The organism is Rhodobacter aestuarii (assembly GCF_900156655.1).
In the GTDB taxonomy this organism is placed as follows: Bacteria; Pseudomonadota; Alphaproteobacteria; order Rhodobacterales; family Rhodobacteraceae; genus Rhodobacter; species Rhodobacter aestuarii.
The window spans coordinates 567,747-583,399 of sequence record NZ_FTOG01000001.1; the positions used below are offsets into that span (position 1 = coordinate 567,747).

Annotated in this window: 20 protein-coding genes; 13 read left to right on the forward strand and 7 right to left on the reverse strand. The window is 61.2% G+C overall.

Annotation, left to right across the window (positions count from 1 at the left end):
• Window positions 1-6: 6 nt before the first annotated feature.
• Window positions 7-837 (reverse strand): nucleoside triphosphate pyrophosphohydrolase, encoded by an 831-nt coding sequence (gene mazG / locus BW967_RS02615; RefSeq protein WP_083951866.1) that lies wholly within the window; start codon window positions 835-837, stop codon window positions 7-9.
• 60 nt (window positions 838-897) lie between these two features.
• Between mazG and BW967_RS02620 the strand changes: the two genes are divergently transcribed.
• The 10 genes from BW967_RS02620 (at window position 898) to BW967_RS02665 (ending at window position 8,449) form a co-directional block, all read left to right on the forward strand.
• On the forward strand, window positions 898-2,061 hold the full coding sequence (locus BW967_RS02620) for a M20 aminoacylase family protein (RefSeq protein ID WP_076483450.1): 1,164 nt from the start codon (window positions 898-900) through the stop codon (window positions 2,059-2,061).
• 218 nt (window positions 2,062-2,279) lie between these two features.
• Window positions 2,280-2,618 carry a preprotein translocase subunit YajC gene (yajC, locus tag BW967_RS02625; protein ID WP_076483451.1) on the forward strand — a complete coding sequence of 113 codons (339 nt, stop codon included), beginning with the start codon at window positions 2,280-2,282 and terminating at the stop codon, window positions 2,616-2,618.
• A gap of 20 nt (window positions 2,619-2,638) precedes the next feature.
• Window positions 2,639-4,306 (forward strand): protein translocase subunit SecD, encoded by a 1,668-nt coding sequence (gene secD, locus BW967_RS02630; RefSeq protein ID WP_076483452.1) that lies wholly within the window; start codon window positions 2,639-2,641, stop codon window positions 4,304-4,306.
• Window positions 4,307-4,316: 10 nt separating this feature from the next.
• The gene (gene secF, locus BW967_RS02635; RefSeq protein ID WP_076483453.1) at window positions 4,317-5,300 is read left to right on the forward strand and encodes a protein translocase subunit SecF; all 984 of its coding nucleotides are present in this window, start codon (window positions 4,317-4,319) and stop codon (window positions 5,298-5,300) included.
• On the forward strand, window positions 5,287-5,661 hold the full coding sequence (locus BW967_RS02640; protein WP_076483454.1) for an Mth938-like domain-containing protein: 375 nt from the start codon (window positions 5,287-5,289) through the stop codon (window positions 5,659-5,661). Before secF ends, BW967_RS02640 begins: the two co-directional genes overlap by 14 nt.
• Window positions 5,658-6,302, forward strand: coding sequence for a heme ABC exporter ATP-binding protein CcmA (ccmA, locus tag BW967_RS02645; protein WP_076483455.1), 645 nt, complete (start codon window positions 5,658-5,660; stop codon window positions 6,300-6,302). The genes BW967_RS02640 and ccmA overlap by 4 nt, the downstream gene beginning before the upstream one ends.
• On the forward strand, window positions 6,299-6,955 hold the full coding sequence (gene ccmB / locus BW967_RS02650) for a heme exporter protein CcmB (protein WP_076483456.1): 657 nt from the start codon (window positions 6,299-6,301) through the stop codon (window positions 6,953-6,955). Before ccmA ends, ccmB begins: the two co-directional genes overlap by 4 nt.
• A gap of 87 nt (window positions 6,956-7,042) precedes the next feature.
• The gene (locus tag BW967_RS02655) at window positions 7,043-7,771 is read left to right on the forward strand and encodes a heme ABC transporter permease (protein WP_076483457.1); all 729 of its coding nucleotides are present in this window, start codon (window positions 7,043-7,045) and stop codon (window positions 7,769-7,771) included.
• The gene (gene ccmD / locus BW967_RS02660) at window positions 7,768-7,926 is read left to right on the forward strand and encodes a heme exporter protein CcmD (RefSeq protein ID WP_083951868.1); all 159 of its coding nucleotides are present in this window, start codon (window positions 7,768-7,770) and stop codon (window positions 7,924-7,926) included. The genes BW967_RS02655 and ccmD overlap by 4 nt, the downstream gene beginning before the upstream one ends.
• On the forward strand, window positions 7,919-8,449 hold the full coding sequence (locus BW967_RS02665) for a DsbE family thiol:disulfide interchange protein (protein WP_083951870.1): 531 nt from the start codon (window positions 7,919-7,921) through the stop codon (window positions 8,447-8,449). The genes ccmD and BW967_RS02665 overlap by 8 nt, the downstream gene beginning before the upstream one ends.
• A gap of 67 nt (window positions 8,450-8,516) precedes the next feature.
• Here the strand turns inward: BW967_RS02665 and BW967_RS02670 are convergent, their stop codons facing one another.
• Together BW967_RS02670 and hpt are read right to left on the reverse strand one after the other, a co-directional pair.
• On the reverse strand, window positions 8,517-8,696 hold the full coding sequence (locus BW967_RS02670; protein ID WP_076483459.1) for a hypothetical protein: 180 nt from the start codon (window positions 8,694-8,696) through the stop codon (window positions 8,517-8,519).
• Window positions 8,693-9,241: a hypoxanthine phosphoribosyltransferase gene (gene hpt / locus BW967_RS02675; protein ID WP_076483604.1), complete on the reverse strand. Its 549-nt coding sequence runs from the start codon at window positions 9,239-9,241 to the stop codon at window positions 8,693-8,695. Before hpt ends, BW967_RS02670 begins: the two co-directional genes overlap by 4 nt.
• 90 nt (window positions 9,242-9,331) lie before the next feature.
• Here hpt and BW967_RS02680 point away from each other — a divergent pair, with 90 nt between their 5' ends.
• Entirely contained in the window at window positions 9,332-9,796 is a 465-nt protein-coding gene (locus tag BW967_RS02680) for a type II toxin-antitoxin system RatA family toxin (protein WP_076483460.1), read from the forward strand.
• Between the two features lie 73 nt (window positions 9,797-9,869).
• Here BW967_RS02680 and BW967_RS02685 read toward each other — a convergent pair whose 3' ends face one another.
• From BW967_RS02685 to BW967_RS02700, 4 genes are all read right to left on the reverse strand, one after another.
• Window positions 9,870-11,048 (reverse strand): ammonium transporter, encoded by a 1,179-nt coding sequence (locus BW967_RS02685; protein ID WP_076483461.1) that lies wholly within the window; start codon window positions 11,046-11,048, stop codon window positions 9,870-9,872.
• 155 nt (window positions 11,049-11,203) lie between these two features.
• Window positions 11,204-11,671 (reverse strand): CinA family protein, encoded by a 468-nt coding sequence (locus tag BW967_RS02690; protein WP_076483462.1) that lies wholly within the window; start codon window positions 11,669-11,671, stop codon window positions 11,204-11,206.
• The gene (locus tag BW967_RS02695; protein WP_076483463.1) at window positions 11,668-12,267 is read right to left on the reverse strand and encodes a phosphatidylglycerophosphatase A family protein; all 600 of its coding nucleotides are present in this window, start codon (window positions 12,265-12,267) and stop codon (window positions 11,668-11,670) included. Before BW967_RS02695 ends, BW967_RS02690 begins: the two co-directional genes overlap by 4 nt.
• A gap of 1 nt (window position 12,268) precedes the next feature.
• Window positions 12,269-13,408 carry a bifunctional 2-C-methyl-D-erythritol 4-phosphate cytidylyltransferase/2-C-methyl-D-erythritol 2,4-cyclodiphosphate synthase gene (locus tag BW967_RS02700; protein WP_076483464.1) on the reverse strand — a complete coding sequence of 380 codons (1,140 nt, stop codon included), beginning with the start codon at window positions 13,406-13,408 and terminating at the stop codon, window positions 12,269-12,271.
• A gap of 204 nt (window positions 13,409-13,612) precedes the next feature.
• Between BW967_RS02700 and dusB the strand changes: the two genes are divergently transcribed.
• Window positions 13,613-14,587 carry a tRNA dihydrouridine synthase DusB gene (gene dusB / locus BW967_RS02705; protein ID WP_076483465.1) on the forward strand — a complete coding sequence of 325 codons (975 nt, stop codon included), beginning with the start codon at window positions 13,613-13,615 and terminating at the stop codon, window positions 14,585-14,587.
• Complete coding sequence (locus BW967_RS02710) at window positions 14,584-15,651, forward strand: two-component system sensor histidine kinase NtrB (RefSeq protein WP_076483466.1); 1,068 nt, start codon at window positions 14,584-14,586, stop codon at window positions 15,649-15,651. Before dusB ends, BW967_RS02710 begins: the two co-directional genes overlap by 4 nt.
• Window positions 15,652-15,653 lie beyond the last annotated feature (2 nt).

The following is a 15,653-nucleotide window of genomic DNA, read 5'->3' on the forward strand; positions in this document are numbered from 1 at the left end:
GAGGCGTTACAGCCCCGCGCGTTTGGACGCGTTCCAAAGCCCATCCATCTCTTCCAGATCGCTTTGATCGGGGCTCTTGCCCGCTTTTGCCAGTTCCGCCTCGATAAACTCAAACCGGCGGGTGAATTTGGCATTGGCGGCGCGCAAGCAGGCTTCAGCATCCAGCCCCAAATGGCGGCCCAAATTCACCATCACAAAGAGCAGATCGCCATATTCCTCGGCGGTTTCCTCGGGGCCCAATTCGTCGCGCGCTTCCACCAGTTCATGCGCCTCTTCAACGATCTTTTCGACCACTTCCTTGGTGGAGGGCCAATCGAACCCGACCCGCGCCGCGCGCTTTTGCAATTTCAACGCACGGGTGAGCGCGGGCAGGCCCATCGCTACGCCATCCAGCACACCTTTTTCGGCCTTGGCTGCGCGTTCGGCAGATTTGATTTTCTCCCAATCTTCCGTCTGTTGCGCGGCGCTCTTGTCGCGGGTGTCATCCCCAAACACATGCGGATGACGCGCGATCATTTTGGCCGAAATGGCCCGCAAGACGCCGCCCAGATCGAAATGCCCCGCCTCTTCGGCCATTTGCGCGTGGTAGACGACTTGCAGGGCCAAATCGCCCAATTCGCCCTCCAACTCGCCCCAAGCGCCGCGTTCAATCGCATCGGCGACCTCATAGGCCTCTTCAATCGTATAGGGCGCGATCGAGGCGAAATCTTGCTCGATATCCCAAGGGCAGCCGGTGTCGCGGTCGCGCAGGCAGGCCATGATCGCCGCCAAGCGGCGCATTTGGTCGCCCAAGTCACCACGGTCATCAAACAGGATCGGATCGGTCGGTTTCACCATTGCCTCTTGCCTCTTTCAGGGTCATCTACTCCTAACCCTCACAACAAACCCGAGTCCACTATGCCCGTGATCAACCGCATTGCCGCTCTTGCCCCCGAAATGAAAGAATGGCGGCATTGGCTGCACCGCCACCCCGAATTGGAGTTTGACCTGCCGCAAACCGCCGCCTTCGTGGCAGAGCGTCTGCGCGCGATGGGGGTGGATGAAATCCATGAAGGGATTGCGACCTCTGGCATCGTGGCGCTGATCAAAGGGCGGCAAGACGGCCCCACCATCGGGCTGCGCGCCGATATGGATGCCCTGCCGATCACCGAGGCGACCGGGGTCGATTATGCCTCTGAACATGAAGGCAAAATGCACGCCTGCGGCCATGATGGCCACACCACCATGCTCTTGGGCGCGGCGAAATACTTGGCCGAGACGCGCAATTTTGCGGGCACGGTCGCGCTGCTCTTTCAACCCGCCGAAGAAGATGGCGGCGGTGGCGAGGTGATGGTGCAAGAAGGCGTGATGGAGCGCTTTGCCATCAAAGAGGTTTACGGCATCCACAATGCGCCGAACCTGCCCTTGGGCCATTTCCACACCACGCAAGGCCCGCTGATGGCGGCGGTGGATACCGCTTGGGTGACTGTGACGGGGCTCGGGGGCCATGGGGCTACGCCGCATGAATGCGTCGACCCGATTCCGGCGATCACCGCGATGGTGGGATCGCTGCAAACCATCGTGTCGCGTAACCTGTTCCCGCTTGATGAATTGGTTGTGTCGGTGACGCAAATCCATGTTGGCTCGGCCAACAATATCATCCCCGAAAGCGGCTGGTTCTGCGCCACGATCCGTTCTTTCACCCCCGAAGTGCGCGCGATGGTGGAAAAACGCTTTCATGAGATCGTCGAGGGCACGGCGGCGGCCTTTGGCGTGAAGGTCGAGATCACCTATGACAAGGGCTATCCGCCCACTGTGAACGATGCCGAACGTGCCCGCTTTGCCGCCGACGTGGCGCGGGAAATCTCGGGCCCCGATGCGGTGCTCGACGATGCGGGCCGTGAAATGGGGGCAGAGGACTTCTCTTATATGCTCGAGGCGCGTCCCGGCGCTTACCTCTTCATGGGCACTGGCCCCGGCGCCGGGCTGCATCACCCGGCCTTTGATTTCAACGATGAAGCCGCGCCGGTGGGGGCGAGCTTCTTTGCGCGGCTTGTGGAGCGCGCGCTGCCAGCAAGCTAAGGCTAAGGCTCAAGCTAAGGCGAGCAAGCTGAGGTCAATGCGCTGACGAGGAAGGGGGGCGGTGCCCCCCTTTTTCTTTCTCTCTGACACCCCCGTGATCTGGCGGCAGCGCGGGCCTGATTGCCTTGCCAAGGCCAAGGGCCGCCGCTAGGGTGCGCGCCGACACTGGGGGGAAGTGCAAAACCCCCTGCCCAAGGCCCCAAAGAGAGGACCAAGATATGTTCGTGACCCCCGCCTATGCTCAGGAAGCCGGTGCCCAAATGGGTGGCTTTGCCGCCATTGGCCAGTTCCTGCCGCTGATCCTGATCTTCGTGATCATGTATTTCCTGCTGATCCGTCCGCAGCAAAAGAAAGCCAAAGAGCACAAGCAAATGGTCGAGGCGCTGCGCCGCGGTGACAGCGTGCTGACGCAAGGCGGCATCATCGGCAAAGTGACCCATGTGCGTGAAGATGGCGAAGTCGAAGTCGAAATCGCGCAAGGCGTGAAGGTGCGTGTGCTTAAGCAAACCATTCTTCAAGTGCTCTCGAAAACCGAGCCGGCTTCGAACGACAACTGATCCCAAGAGGCCGCGCCGCCATGTTGCAAATCTCGCTTTGGAAGCGTCTCGTCATTCTTTTGCTGTGCCTTGCAGCTTTGGTTTCGGCGGCGCCCAACCTCTTTTACAATCGCGTCGAGGGCCATAACGACGCTGTCATGGCCTTCGAGAAAACCGGTGCGCTGACCGAAGAACAGGTCGCCGCGCGTGCTGCTTGGCCCGATTGGCTGCCCTCGGGGCTGGTCAACCTTGGCCTCGATCTGCGCGGCGGGGCGCATTTGCTGGCCGAAGTGCATCTGGACGAGGTCTATAAAGGCCGGATGGATGCGCTTTGGCCCGAAGCCCGGCGCACTTTGGCGGCGGAACGGGCCACCATTGGTTCGATCCGCCGTGTGCCCTCGCCGCAAGACGAGCTGCGCATTCAAATCGGCAACCCCGATCAAATCGCCAAAGCCGTGGAAGTGGCGCGCACGCTGACGAGCCCGGTGATGGGGCTTACGGGCGTGGGCCAATCGGATTACGAAGTGACGGGGGAGGGCGATACGCTCACCTTCCGGCTTTCGGAAGCGGAGAAAACCGCCACTGATGACCGCACGATGGCGCAATCGCTTGAAATCGTGCGCCGCCGTGTGGATGCCGCAGGCACCCGCGAACCCACGATCATGCGCCAAGGCACCGACCGCATCTTGATTGAGGTGCCGGGCATTGGTTCGGCGCAAGAGTTGAAAGATCTGATCGGCACCACCGCGAAGCTGACCTTCCACCAAGTTTACGGCCCGCCGATCTCCAACCCCGACGCGAACCCCGGTGCGAGCCGGATGCTTTTGCCCTCGGCAGAGCGCGAGGGGATTTATTACATCATGGATGATGTGCCGGTGGTGACAGGCGACGATCTGACCGACGCCCGCCCCGACACCGACCAAAATGGCTATCCCGCCGTCGCCTTCCGCTTTAATCCGACGGGCGCGCGCGCCTTTGGCGATTACACCGCCAGCCATATCGGCGAGCCCTTCGCGATTGTGCTCGATGGCAAGGTGATTTCCGCGCCGACGATTCAAGCCCATATCGCGGGCGGCTCTGGCATCATCACCGGGAACTTCTCGGTCGAAGAGGCCACGAACCTTGCGCTGCTGTTGCGCGCGGGGGCATTGCCCGCTGGCATGACCTTCTTGGAAGAACGCACCGTCGGCCCGGAACTGGGCGCCGATAGCATCGAGGCGGGGAAGAAAGCCGCGATGGTGGGCTTTGGGCTCGTGGTGATCTGGATGATCGCTTCTTACGGGCTTTTTGGGGTCTTTGCCGCGATTGCGCTCACCATGAACGTGATCATGGTCTTTGGCTTCATGTCGGCGGTGGGCGCGACGCTCACCATGCCCGGTATCGCCGGGATCGTGCTGACCATGGGCACGGCGGTCGATGCCAACGTGCTGGTTTACGAACGGATCCGCGAGGAATTGCGCTCGGCCAAATCGGCGGCCCGCGCGATTGAGCTTGGCTACGAAAAGGCGATGTCGGCAATTATCGACGCCAACGTCACCACCTTCTTGACCGGCGTGATCTTGTTCGTGCTCGGCGCGGGCCCCGTGCGCGGCTTTGCCGTGACGCTGATTGTGGGCATTGCCACCTCGGTCTTTACCGCGATCTTCGTCACCCGCCTGATGGTGGTGACATGGTATGCGCGCAAGCGCCCGAAAACCCTGACCGTGTGAGGAACGACCCATGGCTTTCCGTCTTAAACTCGTTCCCGATCATACCAATATCGACTTCTTCCGCTGGCAGTGGCTGACCTTCGGGATTTCTGGTGTCGCGGTGGTTGCCGCGCTGATCATCACGCTGATCATGGGGCTCAACTTCGGGATCGACTTCCGCGGTGGCACCACGATCCGCACCGAATCCACCCAAGCGCTGGATGTGGGCGTTTATCGCCAAGCGATGGCCCCGCTCAATCTTGGCGATGTGTCGATCACTCAAGTCTTTGATCCGACCTTTCGCGAAGATCAGCATGTCGCCTCGATCCGCATTCAGGCGCAAGAGGGCCAAGATGCGATCGCGCCCGAGCAAATGGCCGCGATTGAAAGCGCCCTGCAAGAGGTTGATCCGGCTGTCAAATTCGTCTCGACCGAATCCGTTGGCCCGAAAGTATCGGGCGAGTTGATCTGGACCGCGATCTGGTCGGTTCTGGCGGGCACGGCGGCGATTGTGGTCTATGTTTGGCTGCGGTTCGAATGGCAATATTCGGTCGGCGCGCTCGTCGCCCTTGTCCATGATGTGGGGCTAACGATTGGCCTTTTCTCGCTCTTCCAGATCAAGTTCGATTTGGCCATCATCGCCGCACTGCTGACGATTTTGGGCTATTCGATCAACGACACAGTGGTGGTGTTCGACCGGTTGCGCGAAAACCTGATCAAATACAAAACCATGCCGCTCAAGGACGTGATGAACCTATCGGCCAACGAAACGCTGAGCCGCACGGTGATGACCTCTGGCACCACGCTGATCGCGCTGATTTCGCTTTTGGTTTTGGGCGGCGATGTGATCCGGGGCTTTGTCTTTGCCATGACATGGGGCGTGGTCGTGGGGACCTATTCCTCGATCTATGTTGCGAAAAACATCGTGCTGTTCCTTGGGCTTGACCGCAACAAGACCCCCAAAGATCCGGCGGCGAAGTTCTTCACCGAGGGTGCGCAAGATGCAAATCCGTGAGTCTTCCTTCGGCGGCGCCCTGCCGGTGGATGGCTACGGGCCGGGCTTTTTCCGCGTCGGCGGGCAGGTGCATGAAGGTGGGCTGTTGATCCAAGCCGAGGGCGGGCAAAGCTGGGCGGGCTTGGATGACCGGGCACCCCTGCTTGCGCTGTCTGGCAAGGTCGATGTGTTGTTCGTGGGCATGGGCGCAGAAATCGCGCTTTTGCCGCGCGACTTTGTGGCGGAACTCGAAGCGGTTGGGGTGTTTTGCGAGGCGATGGCCACGCCCTCTGCCGCGCGCAGCTATAATGTGCTGTTGTCCGAGGGCCGCCGGGTCGCTGCCGCGCTTTTGCCCATGCCGGGCGCGGTGCCCACCGCATGAGCCTTTTGTCGGTTGAAAACCTCACCGTCAGCCGGGGCGGCTTGGCCGTGCTGGAAGGGGTGACGTTTTCGCTGCAAGCGGGGCGCGCGCTGGTGCTGCGCGGCCCGAACGGGATAGGCAAAACCACGCTTTTACGCACTTTGGCCGGGCTGCAACCGCCGCTGGCGGGCTCTGTCTCAATGCCCGGCGAGGCGATGGCCTATGCGGCCCATGCCGACGGGCTGAAGGCCACGCTTTCCGTGCGCGAAAACCTCGCCTTTTGGGCCGCGATCTATGAGACCCAAACCGTTGAGCAAGCGCTCGATCAAATGAACCTGCGCGGGCTTGAGGGGCGGGCGGCGCATAGTCTCTCTGCCGGGCAAAAGCGCCGCTTGGGGCTGGCGCGGCTTTTGGTGACGGGCCGCCCGATTTGGGTGCTCGATGAGCCAACCGTGTCGCTCGATGCCGCCTCGGTCGCGCTTTTTGCCTCTGCCGTGCGGGCGCATTTGGACACCGGCGGCGCGGCGCTAATGGCAACGCATATCGACTTGGGGCTGGAAGAGGCGGAGGTTCTGGACCTTGCCCCCTTCAAAGCGCGCCCGCCGGAAGAGGGCGGGCATAAAGGCGCGTTTGACCATGATTTTGACGGAGCCTTCCTGTGATTGCGCTCCTGATGCGAGACTTGCGGCTGGCGATCCGCGCGGGCGGTGGCTTTGGGCTTGGGCTCGCGTTTTTCCTGATTGTCGTCACGCTGGTGCCCTTTGGCGTGGGGCCAGAAGGCGCGATCCTGTCGCGCATCGCAGCGGGGATTTTGTGGCTCGGCGCGTTGCTTGCCTGCCTGCTCTCGCTCGACCGGATCTTTGCGCTCGATTTTGAAGATGGCTCGCTCGATCTTTTGGCGACCGCGCCGATCCCGCTCGAAGCGGTCGTCACGATGAAAGCGCTTGCGCATTGGATCACCACCGGCCTGCCGCTGGTTCTGGCCGCGCCGCTCTTTGCCGTGCTGCTGCACCTGCCGACGCCTGCTTACTTTTGGCTTGAGGTGTCGCTGTTGCTGGGGACGCCCGCGCTTTCGGTGCTGGGCACCTTTGGCGCAGCGCTGACGGTGGGGCTCAAGCGCGGGGGGCTGCTGCTGTCGCTCTTGGTTCTGCCGCTTTATGTGCCGACCTTGATCTTTGGGGCGGAACTGGTGCGTCGTGGCGGCGAGGGGATGGCCGTGCAAGTACCGCTTGCCATGCTTGCGGGCATCACCGCGGCCACCATTGCGCTTGTGCCTTTTGCCTCGGCGGCTGCGATCCGGGTCAATTTAAGGTGAGACTTATTCTAACTTGATGCGCGTCAAACCGGCGGCTGGCATTTCATGGCAAGCCCGGTGAAGATGCGAGAGGGAGGACGCCAGAAAATGTCGATCTGGGAATATGCAAACCCGGTCAAGTTCATGAAGACCTCGGGCTTTTTGCTGCCGTGGCTGGTGGGCTTGACGGTGCTGACGCTGGTGCCGGGGCTCGTTTGGGGCTTTTTCTTCACGCCTTTGGCTGCCGAATTTGGCGCCACGGTGAAGGTGATCTATGTTCATGTGCCCGCAGCGACCTTTGCGATCAATATCTGGGTAATGATGCTGGTCACCTCGCTCATCTGGCTCATTCGTCGCCACCATGTCAGCGCACTTGCCGCCAAGGCCGCCGCGCCGATTGGCATGGTGATGACGCTGATCGCGCTCATCACCGGGGCGTTTTGGGGCCAGCCGATGTGGGGCACATGGTGGGAATGGGACCCGCGTCTGACCTCTTTCTTGATCTTGTTCCTGTTTTACCTCGGCTACATGGCGCTTTGGGAAGCGATCGAGAACCCCGATACCGCGGCGGATCTGACGGGCGTTTTGTGCCTTGTGGGTTCGGTCTTTGCGCTGCTGTCCCGTTACGCGGCGATGTTTTGGAACCAAGGCTTGCACCAAGGTTCGACGCTCAGCCTCGATAAAGAAGAACATATCGCCGATGTCTTCTGGCAGCCCTTGGTGCTGACGATTGTGGGCTTTGGGCTCTTGTTCGTGACGCTGCTTTTGCTGCGCACGCGCACGGAAATTCGCGCCCGGCGGTTGAGCGCGCTGGAGCAACGGGAGCGCATGGCATGATGTTCGATTTCGGCAAATATACCGTCACGATCCTTGGCTCTTGGGGCGTGACTTTGGCGCTGCTGGCGGGGCTGATTATGCTCACGCTGGTCAAGGGGGCCCGGGTGAAACGCGCGCTTGCCGCGCAAGAAGAACGGATGAAGAAAAATGGCTAAGCCACTGATGTTCTTGCCGCTTGTGGTGATTGCGGGATTTGTGGGCGCGGCCTTTATCTCGATGGAGACGCAAGACCCGAACGCCATGCCCACGGCCCTTGCAGGCAAAGAGGCGCCCGCCGTGACGGCGGCAGCACTTGGCGCAAACCCCACCTTTGAGGATGCCGATCTGCGCGATGGCACGATCAAGCTGGTGAACTATTGGGCTTCGTGGTGCGCGCCGTGCCGGGTGGAACACCCCAACCTGATCAAACTGCGCGACGAGGGCGTGACGATCTTGGGCGTGAACTGGAAGGACAAGCCCGATCAGGCGCTTGTCTTCCTAGACGAGCTTGGCAACCCGTTTGCGAAGCTGGGCCAAGACCCGGCCAATAAGATGGGCCTCGATTGGGGCGTTGCGGGCGTGCCAGAGACCTTTGTGGTCGATGGCGAGGGCCGGATTGTCACCCGTATCGCCGGGCCGCTCACCGATAAAGTGCTCGAAGAGCAGGTCGCACCGCTCTTGGCGGGTGAGGGTGAATAAGGTTTAGGGCTAAACCATTATTCTTCACCGCTCTGATCACAGCCCTTCACGCAATTTTTTGAAAGGCTTAGAGCCGGGGCACCCTTGGTTGGCGTTCCAGCGTTGCCCAATCGGGCCAGAGCCCTGCCGCCTCAAGCCCCCAAATCGCCAGCACAGCGGCTAAAACCGCTGCGCCGATTTTCACTTGGCGCAAGGATGGCGGGTGATGCGCCCATTTTGCCATCCGCATCAGCCACAGCGGGTTCATTTTGCCTCGTCCAAGAACCGCACCGTGCCGATGAAGGGCAGGTTGCGGTGGTTTTGCGCGTAATCGAGCCCATAGCCCACCACGAACTCGTCGGGGATTTCGAAGCCGGTCCAATCGGCCTTCACATCCACTTCGCGGCGCGAGGGTTTGTCGAGCATGGCACAGCATTTGATGCGCCGGGGCGAACGCGCGCGCAGCATCTCCATCACTTTGGAAATCGTGTGCCCGGTATCGACGATGTCTTCCACCACCAGCACATCGCGCCCACCGATATTGCCGCGCAGGTCCTTCATCACCCGCACTTCGCGGGTGGAGGTGGTGTCATTGCCATAAGAGGAGGCTTCGAGGAAATCGACCTCGCAGGGCACGCCAATTTCGCGAATGAGGTCGGCAATGAATACGAACGAGCCACGCAACAGCCCAACCACCACCAAACGGTCGGTGTCTTGGAACGCCTCGGTGATTTCGGCCCCCAAAGCTTCGACCCGAGCGGCGATGGCCTTGGCGGAAATCATCTGGTCAATCTCGTAGCCCGGTTGCGTCATCGCCTTTCGCTCCATTGGTGCGGCCATCAGACCCTTGCATTTGCCTCGCTTTATCGCAAGAACGTGGCCGGGAAAAGGGAGACGGACGGCATGCCGCAGCATTCGGAAAAACGCACCATGCCTTATTCGGCGGCGCAGATGTATGCGCTGGTGGCCGATGTGGCGCGCTACCCGGAGTTTTTGCCGTGGAATTCCGCCGCCCGCATCCGCTCGCGCAAGCCCGGCCCGGAAGCGGGGACCGAGGTGATGGAAGCGGATCTGATCATATCGTTCAAAGTGTTTCGCGAACGCTTTGGCTCACGCGTGGTGCTGACGCCGGAAAAACACCGGGTCGACACCCGCTACCTAGATGGCCCGTTCAAATATATGCACAGCTGGTGGCAGTTCGAAGACCGTCCCGAAGGCGGCTGCAAGGTCGATTTCTTTGTCGATTTTGAGTTCAAGAACGCGCTTTTGCAAAGTGTGATCGGGATCGTGTTTGACCAAGCGATGCGGCTGATTGTGCAAGCCTTTGAAGACCGCGCCAAGGCGCTTTACGGGGTGAACCGAGGCTAAGCCTCGTGTGTTCTTGCGATGAAAAAGGCCGCCCATTGAGGCGGCCTTTTCGTTTGAATGCGATGGCTTACAATCAAGAGTTGAGATCGTAAGCGCGCTCGCCATGGGTGGCGAGGTCTAGCCCGTTGGTCTCGCTTTCTTTGTCGACCCGCATCGGGAAGACGAGCGCGACCCCCTTGGCCAAAACGTAGGTCAGCAGCAGCGTATAGAGGCCCACAATCGCCAGCGCGCCCAATTGCGCGGTGAAGGTAGTGGCACCAAAAACGGCGACCATGATCGTGCCGAAAATGCCGCCCACGCCGTGCACGGCGAACACGTCCAAGGAGTCATCCAGCTTCAGCCGCTCGCGGATCAATATCACCGCCTCTTGGCACAGCGCACCGGCGATGAGGCCAATCACAACCGCCTGCCAGGGGCTCACATAGCCAGACGCGGGGGTGACAGAGGCGAGACCGGCGATCGAGCCTGTGACGATGCCCACAAGCGAGGCGCGGCCAAATTTGATCCGCTCCCACATCATCCAGCTGAACGAGGCCGCGGCAGCGGAAAGATGCGTTGCGGTGATCGCCATTGCCGCGGTGCCATCGGCGGCCAGTTCAGAGCCACCGTTGAAGCCAAACCAACCGACCCACAAAAGCCCGGCCCCAATCGCAACCATGCCGGGGTTATGCGGCGGGGTGTGGCGGTTTTTGCGCGGCCCGATCATCACTGCCAAAAGGAGTGCGGCCAAAGCGGCAGTTTCATGGACAACGATGCCGCCCGCAAAGTCGCGCGTGCCGGTTTCGCCCCAGATGCCGCCATCGGCCATGAAGCCGCCGCCCCAGATCCAATGGGTGACAGGCGCGTAGACCAAGAGCATCCAGAGCGCCGAGAACACCATGACCCAAGCGAAATTCACCCGCTCGACAAAGGCGCCAATGATCAGCGCGGGGGTGATGATCGCAAAGGTCATTTGGAAGGCGAAGAACAGCACCTCGGGCAGGGTGCCTTTCAGCGTGCTGGCATCGACGCCCAGCAGCATGAATTTTGACAGCCCGCCCCAAAGCCCGTTCGCTTCGCCAAAGGCGATGGAATAGCCCGCCAAAAGCCACAAAAGGCTCATCACGGCGGCCAAGGCGAAGCACTGCATGAAGATGGAGAGCACGTTGCGCGCCCGCACCAGCCCGCCATAAAACAGCGCCAACCCCGGCAATGTCATCAACAGCACAAGCGCGGTGGCCATGCTGACCCAGGCGGTATCTGCGCCATTCATCGCGAATCCTCCTTTTTCACGTCTTGGCGGCGAGACCATGCCAAGAGTGCCAAGGAAAGGCGCAAAAACGCGCAAGGTGCGCTCAAGGATCGGGCAACTTATGAATGCCCGCTAAATGGGCGCAATCTGGGCATGAAGCTTGCGTTCTGGGCGGTTTATGAAAGCGCGCGTAGCAGCAAGCCCAGCGCATGATCGCGCGATTTTGCGCGCACGGTGCCCCGGCCAAGGGCGCCAAACTCCTGCGTTTCAACGTGAGTCGGCGCGCCTTTTTGCGCCAGCCCAAAGCACACGCGGCCCTCTGGCTTGAACTCTGAACCGCCGGGGCCAGCGATGCCGGTGATGGAAACGGCAAGATCGGCATGGCTGTGTGCCAGTGCGCCTTCGGCCATTTCGCGGGCAATTTCTTCAGAGACCGCCCCAAAAGCATCGAGCGTGGCTTGCGCCACGCCCAACATCTCGACCTTGGCTGCGTTCGAATAGGTGACGAACCCACGGTCCACCACCGCCGAAGAGCCGGGCACATCGGTGAGCGCCACCGCCACCATTCCACCGGTGCAGCTTTCGGCGGTGGCAATGCGCCACCCTTTGCCCCGCGCCAGCGCGAGGATCTGATCTACGCTCATTCCTGACCGGTGAAGGGCAGGGCGGGCATATCGGGCAGCATCGCCACGAGTTGCGCCCAAAGCGTCGGCCAGTAGTCTTGGCCAAGGTGGTAGACGAGCGCGGTGATCAGCGTGAAGCCGCCCGCATAAACGCCGGCCCAGATGTCATCCATCATCACGCCCATGGCGCCGCCTTTTTTGTCGGCACGGCCAATCACGCCGGGCTTGAAGATGTCAAAGAAGCGGAACCAGAAGAAGGCCGCGAGCGGGCCGGGCCAAACCATTTCGGTGTGGAAGTAGTAGAAGGCCGAGGCTGGGAAGGCGAGCGCGACCCACATGCCGGCGACCTCGTCGATCACCACTTCTTTGGGGTCATCATGCGGGCGGCCGCGCAATTCTTGTTCGAGCGCCCAAAGGCCAATGATGAAGGCCAAAACAGCGGCCAAATAAAGCGCGGGCAGGCCCGCAAATTTCACCAAGCCCCAACCGGCGACGGCGGCAACCGCCGAGCCCCAAGTGCCCGGTGCGGGCACAAGTTTGCCCACAAAGGCAAAGGTGGTAATGGCTTGAAGCACATGGATTGGAACTTCACGTTTAGTCATTTCATGGGGAGGCATTTCAGACTCCTATCAAGGTGACGGTGGCAATAGAGGCGATACCCTCTTCGCGGCCGGTGAACCCAAGCCGTTCGGAGGTGGTGGCCTTGACCGAAACACGGTCGGCCGGGACGTTCATGATGCGGGCCAGTTCTTGCGCCATCGCAATGGCATGGGGCCCAACTTTCGGGCGTTCGCAGATCAGCGTGACATCGGCATTGCCGATGCGAAAGCCCTTCTCGCGCGCGAGGTTTGCGGCATGTTCAAGGAAAATCCAGCTCGCCGCGCCCTTCCACTGCGGGTCGGACGGCGGGAAATGGCGGCCAATGTCGCCCTCGGCCATCGCGCCATAAATCGCATCGGTCAGTGCATGCATGCCGACATCGGCGTCTGAATGGCCCAAAAGCGCCTTGTCATGCGGGATTGAGACCCCGCACAGGATCACATGATCCCCTTCGGTAAAGGCATGCACATCGTAGCCATTGCCGAGCCGCACATCCATTTGAGAGCCTTTCTTTTCGCGCAAGATCGCCTCGGCGCGGGCAAAATCTTCCGCATAGGTGATCTTGAGATTGTCTTCGTGGCCGGGAACGATCGCAACGGCCATGCCCGCCGCGCGCGCCACTTCCACATCATCAGCCGCATTGCCCGGATGGGCGCGATGCGCGGCCAAAATCTCGGGGAAGCGGAAGCCTTGGGGCGTTTGTGCGCGGTAAAGCCCTTCGCGGTCTTGCGTGCCCGCAACAAGACCCTGTTCACCGCGCCAAAGCGCATCCGTCACCGGCAGCGCGGGCGCGGCACCGGGATGGGTGTCGAGCGCATCAAGCACCGCCTGTTGCACCTTTTGCGGAATGAGCGGGCGTGCGCCATCATGAATCAACACGCGCGTGACATCTGACCCCTCAAGCGTTTCAAGCGCGTTTTGCACGCTTTCCGCCCGACTTGCACCGCCCGCCACCAAAGTGGCCGCGCCGCCCAAAAGCTCGAGGCCGCGGATCATGTCATCGGGGTGCAGGACAACAATCACCCGGCCCAAATCGGCAAACGCCTCGACCGTATGCGCCAGCACCGGGCGGCCCGCGAGATCGCGCCACTGCTTTGGCAGACCCTCGCCCGCGCGGGTGCCACGCCCCGCCGCCACGATGATCACTGCAACGCTCATTTGGTCTCGCCCATCACATCCTTGTCAGACAAAGGCTTAGGCCAGTCTGCGCGCGGGCGCAATGTACACTAAGCCGCATGCTGGCTGGTCAAATTTTAAGCGCATGCTGTTTTTTGACGCCTTTGTGAGGCCAAGCGCTCGTCTTCTAATTGTGATTCCCAGATCAAGCCGCTAATTCCTTGAGCAAATGCTACAGGAACACTCGTGACAATCTCTCTCGACTGCATTCGTCTGGACCCTCCGGTGCTTTTGGCGCCGATGGCAGGGATCACGGATCTGCCGTTTCGGCGGATGGTGGCGCGTTTTGGCGCGGGTCTTGTGGTGTCTGAAATGGTCGCCTCGGGCGAAATGCTGACCGCGAAACCTTCGGTGCGGGCGAAAGCGCGGATCGAATTGGGGCTGGATATGCCCTCGTCGGTGCAGTTGGCCGGGCGTGAGGCGCAGCCGATGGCGGAAGCCGCGAAGATCGTTGCCGATATGGGCGCGAAGATCATCGACATCAACATGGGCTGCCCGGCGAAAAAGGTGACGGGCGGGGCCTCTGGCGCGGCGCTGATGCGCGACCCGGACCATGCGCTTCGGTTGATTGAGGCGGTGGTGGGCGCGGTCGATCTGCCGGTCACGCTGAAAATGCGCCTTGGCTGGGATGTCGATCAGATCAACGCGCCGCAGATCGCCCAGCGGGCCGAGGCGGCAGGCGTGCGGATGATTGTCATTCATGGCCGCACCCGGATGCAGTTTTATAATGGCCGCGCCGATTGGGGGGCGATTGCTTCGGTCTCCACGGCTGTCAGCGTGCCGGTTGTGGCCAATGGCGATATCACTTGCCCGGAAACGGCGCGTGCGGCGCTCAAACGCTCCAGCGCGGCGGGGGTGATGGTGGGGCGTGGCGCACAGGGCGCGCCGTGGCGGCTTGCACAAATTGGCGCGGCGCTTTACGGCGCCCCGGCTCCGGTTCTGCCGCATGGGGAAGAACTTGTTGACATGATATCAGAGCATTACGAGGCGATGTTGAGCTTTTACGGGCAAGATGTCGGGCTGCGGCTCGCGCGCAAACATCTGCGCTGGTATGCCGAGGCCGCGGGCGCGCCGCTGGTGCCCGAGATGATGCGCGCCGAAACGCCCGAAGCCGCTTTGGCCTTGGTGCGGGCGGCTTTTAGCGAAAGGCAGGCGGCATGACGCTTCCCCCTCCCGGCATTATCTGGACCTCGCTGCCGCTGCCTGCGCTGATGATTGATGGCGCCGATAAGGTGATCGAGATCAACCCGGCGGCAGAGCTGTTTTTGAACCTGTCTGCCCGCGCCCTCAAAGGTCATGTCCTGGGCGAACGGCTCGCTATTGCTGCGCCTTTGGAAGAGATTTTCGCCCGTGTGCGCAAAAACCGCTCGGCGCTTTTCGTCAATGACGTGGATCTGACCACGGGCGAACGCGCGCCGGTGCAATGTAACCTGCAAGTCGCCCCGGTGGGTGATGACCCGGAAACCGTGCTGTTGCTGATTTCGCCGCGCGAAATTGCCGACCGTTTGGGCCGGGCGAGCATGGTAAAATCGGCGGCGCGTTCGGCGATTGGCATGGCCGAGATGCTCGCGCATGAGATCAAAAACCCGCTCGCAGGCATTGCCGGCGCGGCGCAGCTTTTGTCGATGAACCTTTCGGGCGATGATCTGGAACTGACCGATCTGATCGTGGATGAAACGCGCCGCGTGGTGAAACTGCTCGAACAAGTTGAGCAATTTGGCAATGTGCGCCCGCCGGAAATGAAGGCGGTCAACATTCATGATGTGCTTGACCGCGCGCGCAAATCGGCGGCTGTCGGCTTTGGCGTGCATATGCTGATCATCGAGGATTATGACCCCTCGCTGCCGCCGACGATGGGTGATGCCGATCAGCTGACCCAAGTGTTTTTGAACCTTGTGAAAAACGCGGCGGAGGCTGCGAAAGAGCAAGGCACGATCCGGCTGCGCACCTTCTATGACTATTCGCTGCGCCTGCGTGGGCCGGATGGCAATGGCCAGCGGCTCCCGTTGCAGATCGAAGTGATTGACGATGGCCCGGGCATTCCGCCCGATATTGCGAATGCGCTTTTTGAGCCTTTCGTTTCCGGGCGCGAAAATGGCACCGGCCTCGGCCTTGCCCTCGTGTCCAAAATTATTTCCGAGCACAATGGCTGGATCAACGTCGACAGCGTTCCCGGCCGTACCGTTTTCCGCGTTTCCCTACCCGTCGCCCCCAAGGAGCTTTAAGA

What these genes read in the sequence shown, in the direction of transcription:
- BW967_RS02685 (WP_076483461.1), bottom strand. Translation starts at nt 11,048, where the DNA reads ATGAATGGCGCAGATACCGCCTGGGTCAGCATGGCCACCGCGCTTGTG.
- BW967_RS02690 (WP_076483462.1), bottom strand. Translation starts at nt 11,671, where the DNA reads ATGAGCGTAGATCAGATCCTCGCGCTGGCGCGGGGCAAAGGGTGGCGC.
- ccmA (WP_076483455.1), top strand. Translation starts at nt 5,658, where the DNA reads ATGAGCCTTTTGTCGGTTGAAAACCTCACCGTCAGCCGGGGCGGCTTG.
- BW967_RS02655 (WP_076483457.1), top strand. Translation starts at nt 7,043, where the DNA reads ATGTCGATCTGGGAATATGCAAACCCGGTCAAGTTCATGAAGACCTCG.
- ccmD (WP_083951868.1), top strand. Translation starts at nt 7,768, where the DNA reads ATGATGTTCGATTTCGGCAAATATACCGTCACGATCCTTGGCTCTTGG.
- mazG (WP_083951866.1), bottom strand. Translation starts at nt 837, where the DNA reads ATGGTGAAACCGACCGATCCGATCCTGTTTGATGACCGTGGTGACTTG.
- BW967_RS02665 (WP_083951870.1), top strand. Translation starts at nt 7,919, where the DNA reads ATGGCTAAGCCACTGATGTTCTTGCCGCTTGTGGTGATTGCGGGATTT.
- BW967_RS02700 (WP_076483464.1), bottom strand. Translation starts at nt 13,408, where the DNA reads ATGAGCGTTGCAGTGATCATCGTGGCGGCGGGGCGTGGCACCCGCGCG.
- BW967_RS02670 (WP_076483459.1), bottom strand. Translation starts at nt 8,696, where the DNA reads ATGAACCCGCTGTGGCTGATGCGGATGGCAAAATGGGCGCATCACCCG.
- secF (WP_076483453.1), top strand. Translation starts at nt 4,317, where the DNA reads ATGGCTTTCCGTCTTAAACTCGTTCCCGATCATACCAATATCGACTTC.
- hpt (WP_076483604.1), bottom strand. Translation starts at nt 9,241, where the DNA reads ATGACGCAACCGGGCTACGAGATTGACCAGATGATTTCCGCCAAGGCC.
- secD (WP_076483452.1), top strand. Translation starts at nt 2,639, where the DNA reads ATGTTGCAAATCTCGCTTTGGAAGCGTCTCGTCATTCTTTTGCTGTGC.
- BW967_RS02695 (WP_076483463.1), bottom strand. Translation starts at nt 12,267, where the DNA reads ATGCCTCCCCATGAAATGACTAAACGTGAAGTTCCAATCCATGTGCTT.
- BW967_RS02710 (WP_076483466.1), top strand. Translation starts at nt 14,584, where the DNA reads ATGACGCTTCCCCCTCCCGGCATTATCTGGACCTCGCTGCCGCTGCCT.
- BW967_RS02640 (WP_076483454.1), top strand. Translation starts at nt 5,287, where the DNA reads ATGCAAATCCGTGAGTCTTCCTTCGGCGGCGCCCTGCCGGTGGATGGC.
- BW967_RS02680 (WP_076483460.1), top strand. Translation starts at nt 9,332, where the DNA reads ATGCCGCAGCATTCGGAAAAACGCACCATGCCTTATTCGGCGGCGCAG.
- BW967_RS02620 (WP_076483450.1), top strand. Translation starts at nt 898, where the DNA reads ATGCCCGTGATCAACCGCATTGCCGCTCTTGCCCCCGAAATGAAAGAA.
- yajC (WP_076483451.1), top strand. Translation starts at nt 2,280, where the DNA reads ATGTTCGTGACCCCCGCCTATGCTCAGGAAGCCGGTGCCCAAATGGGT.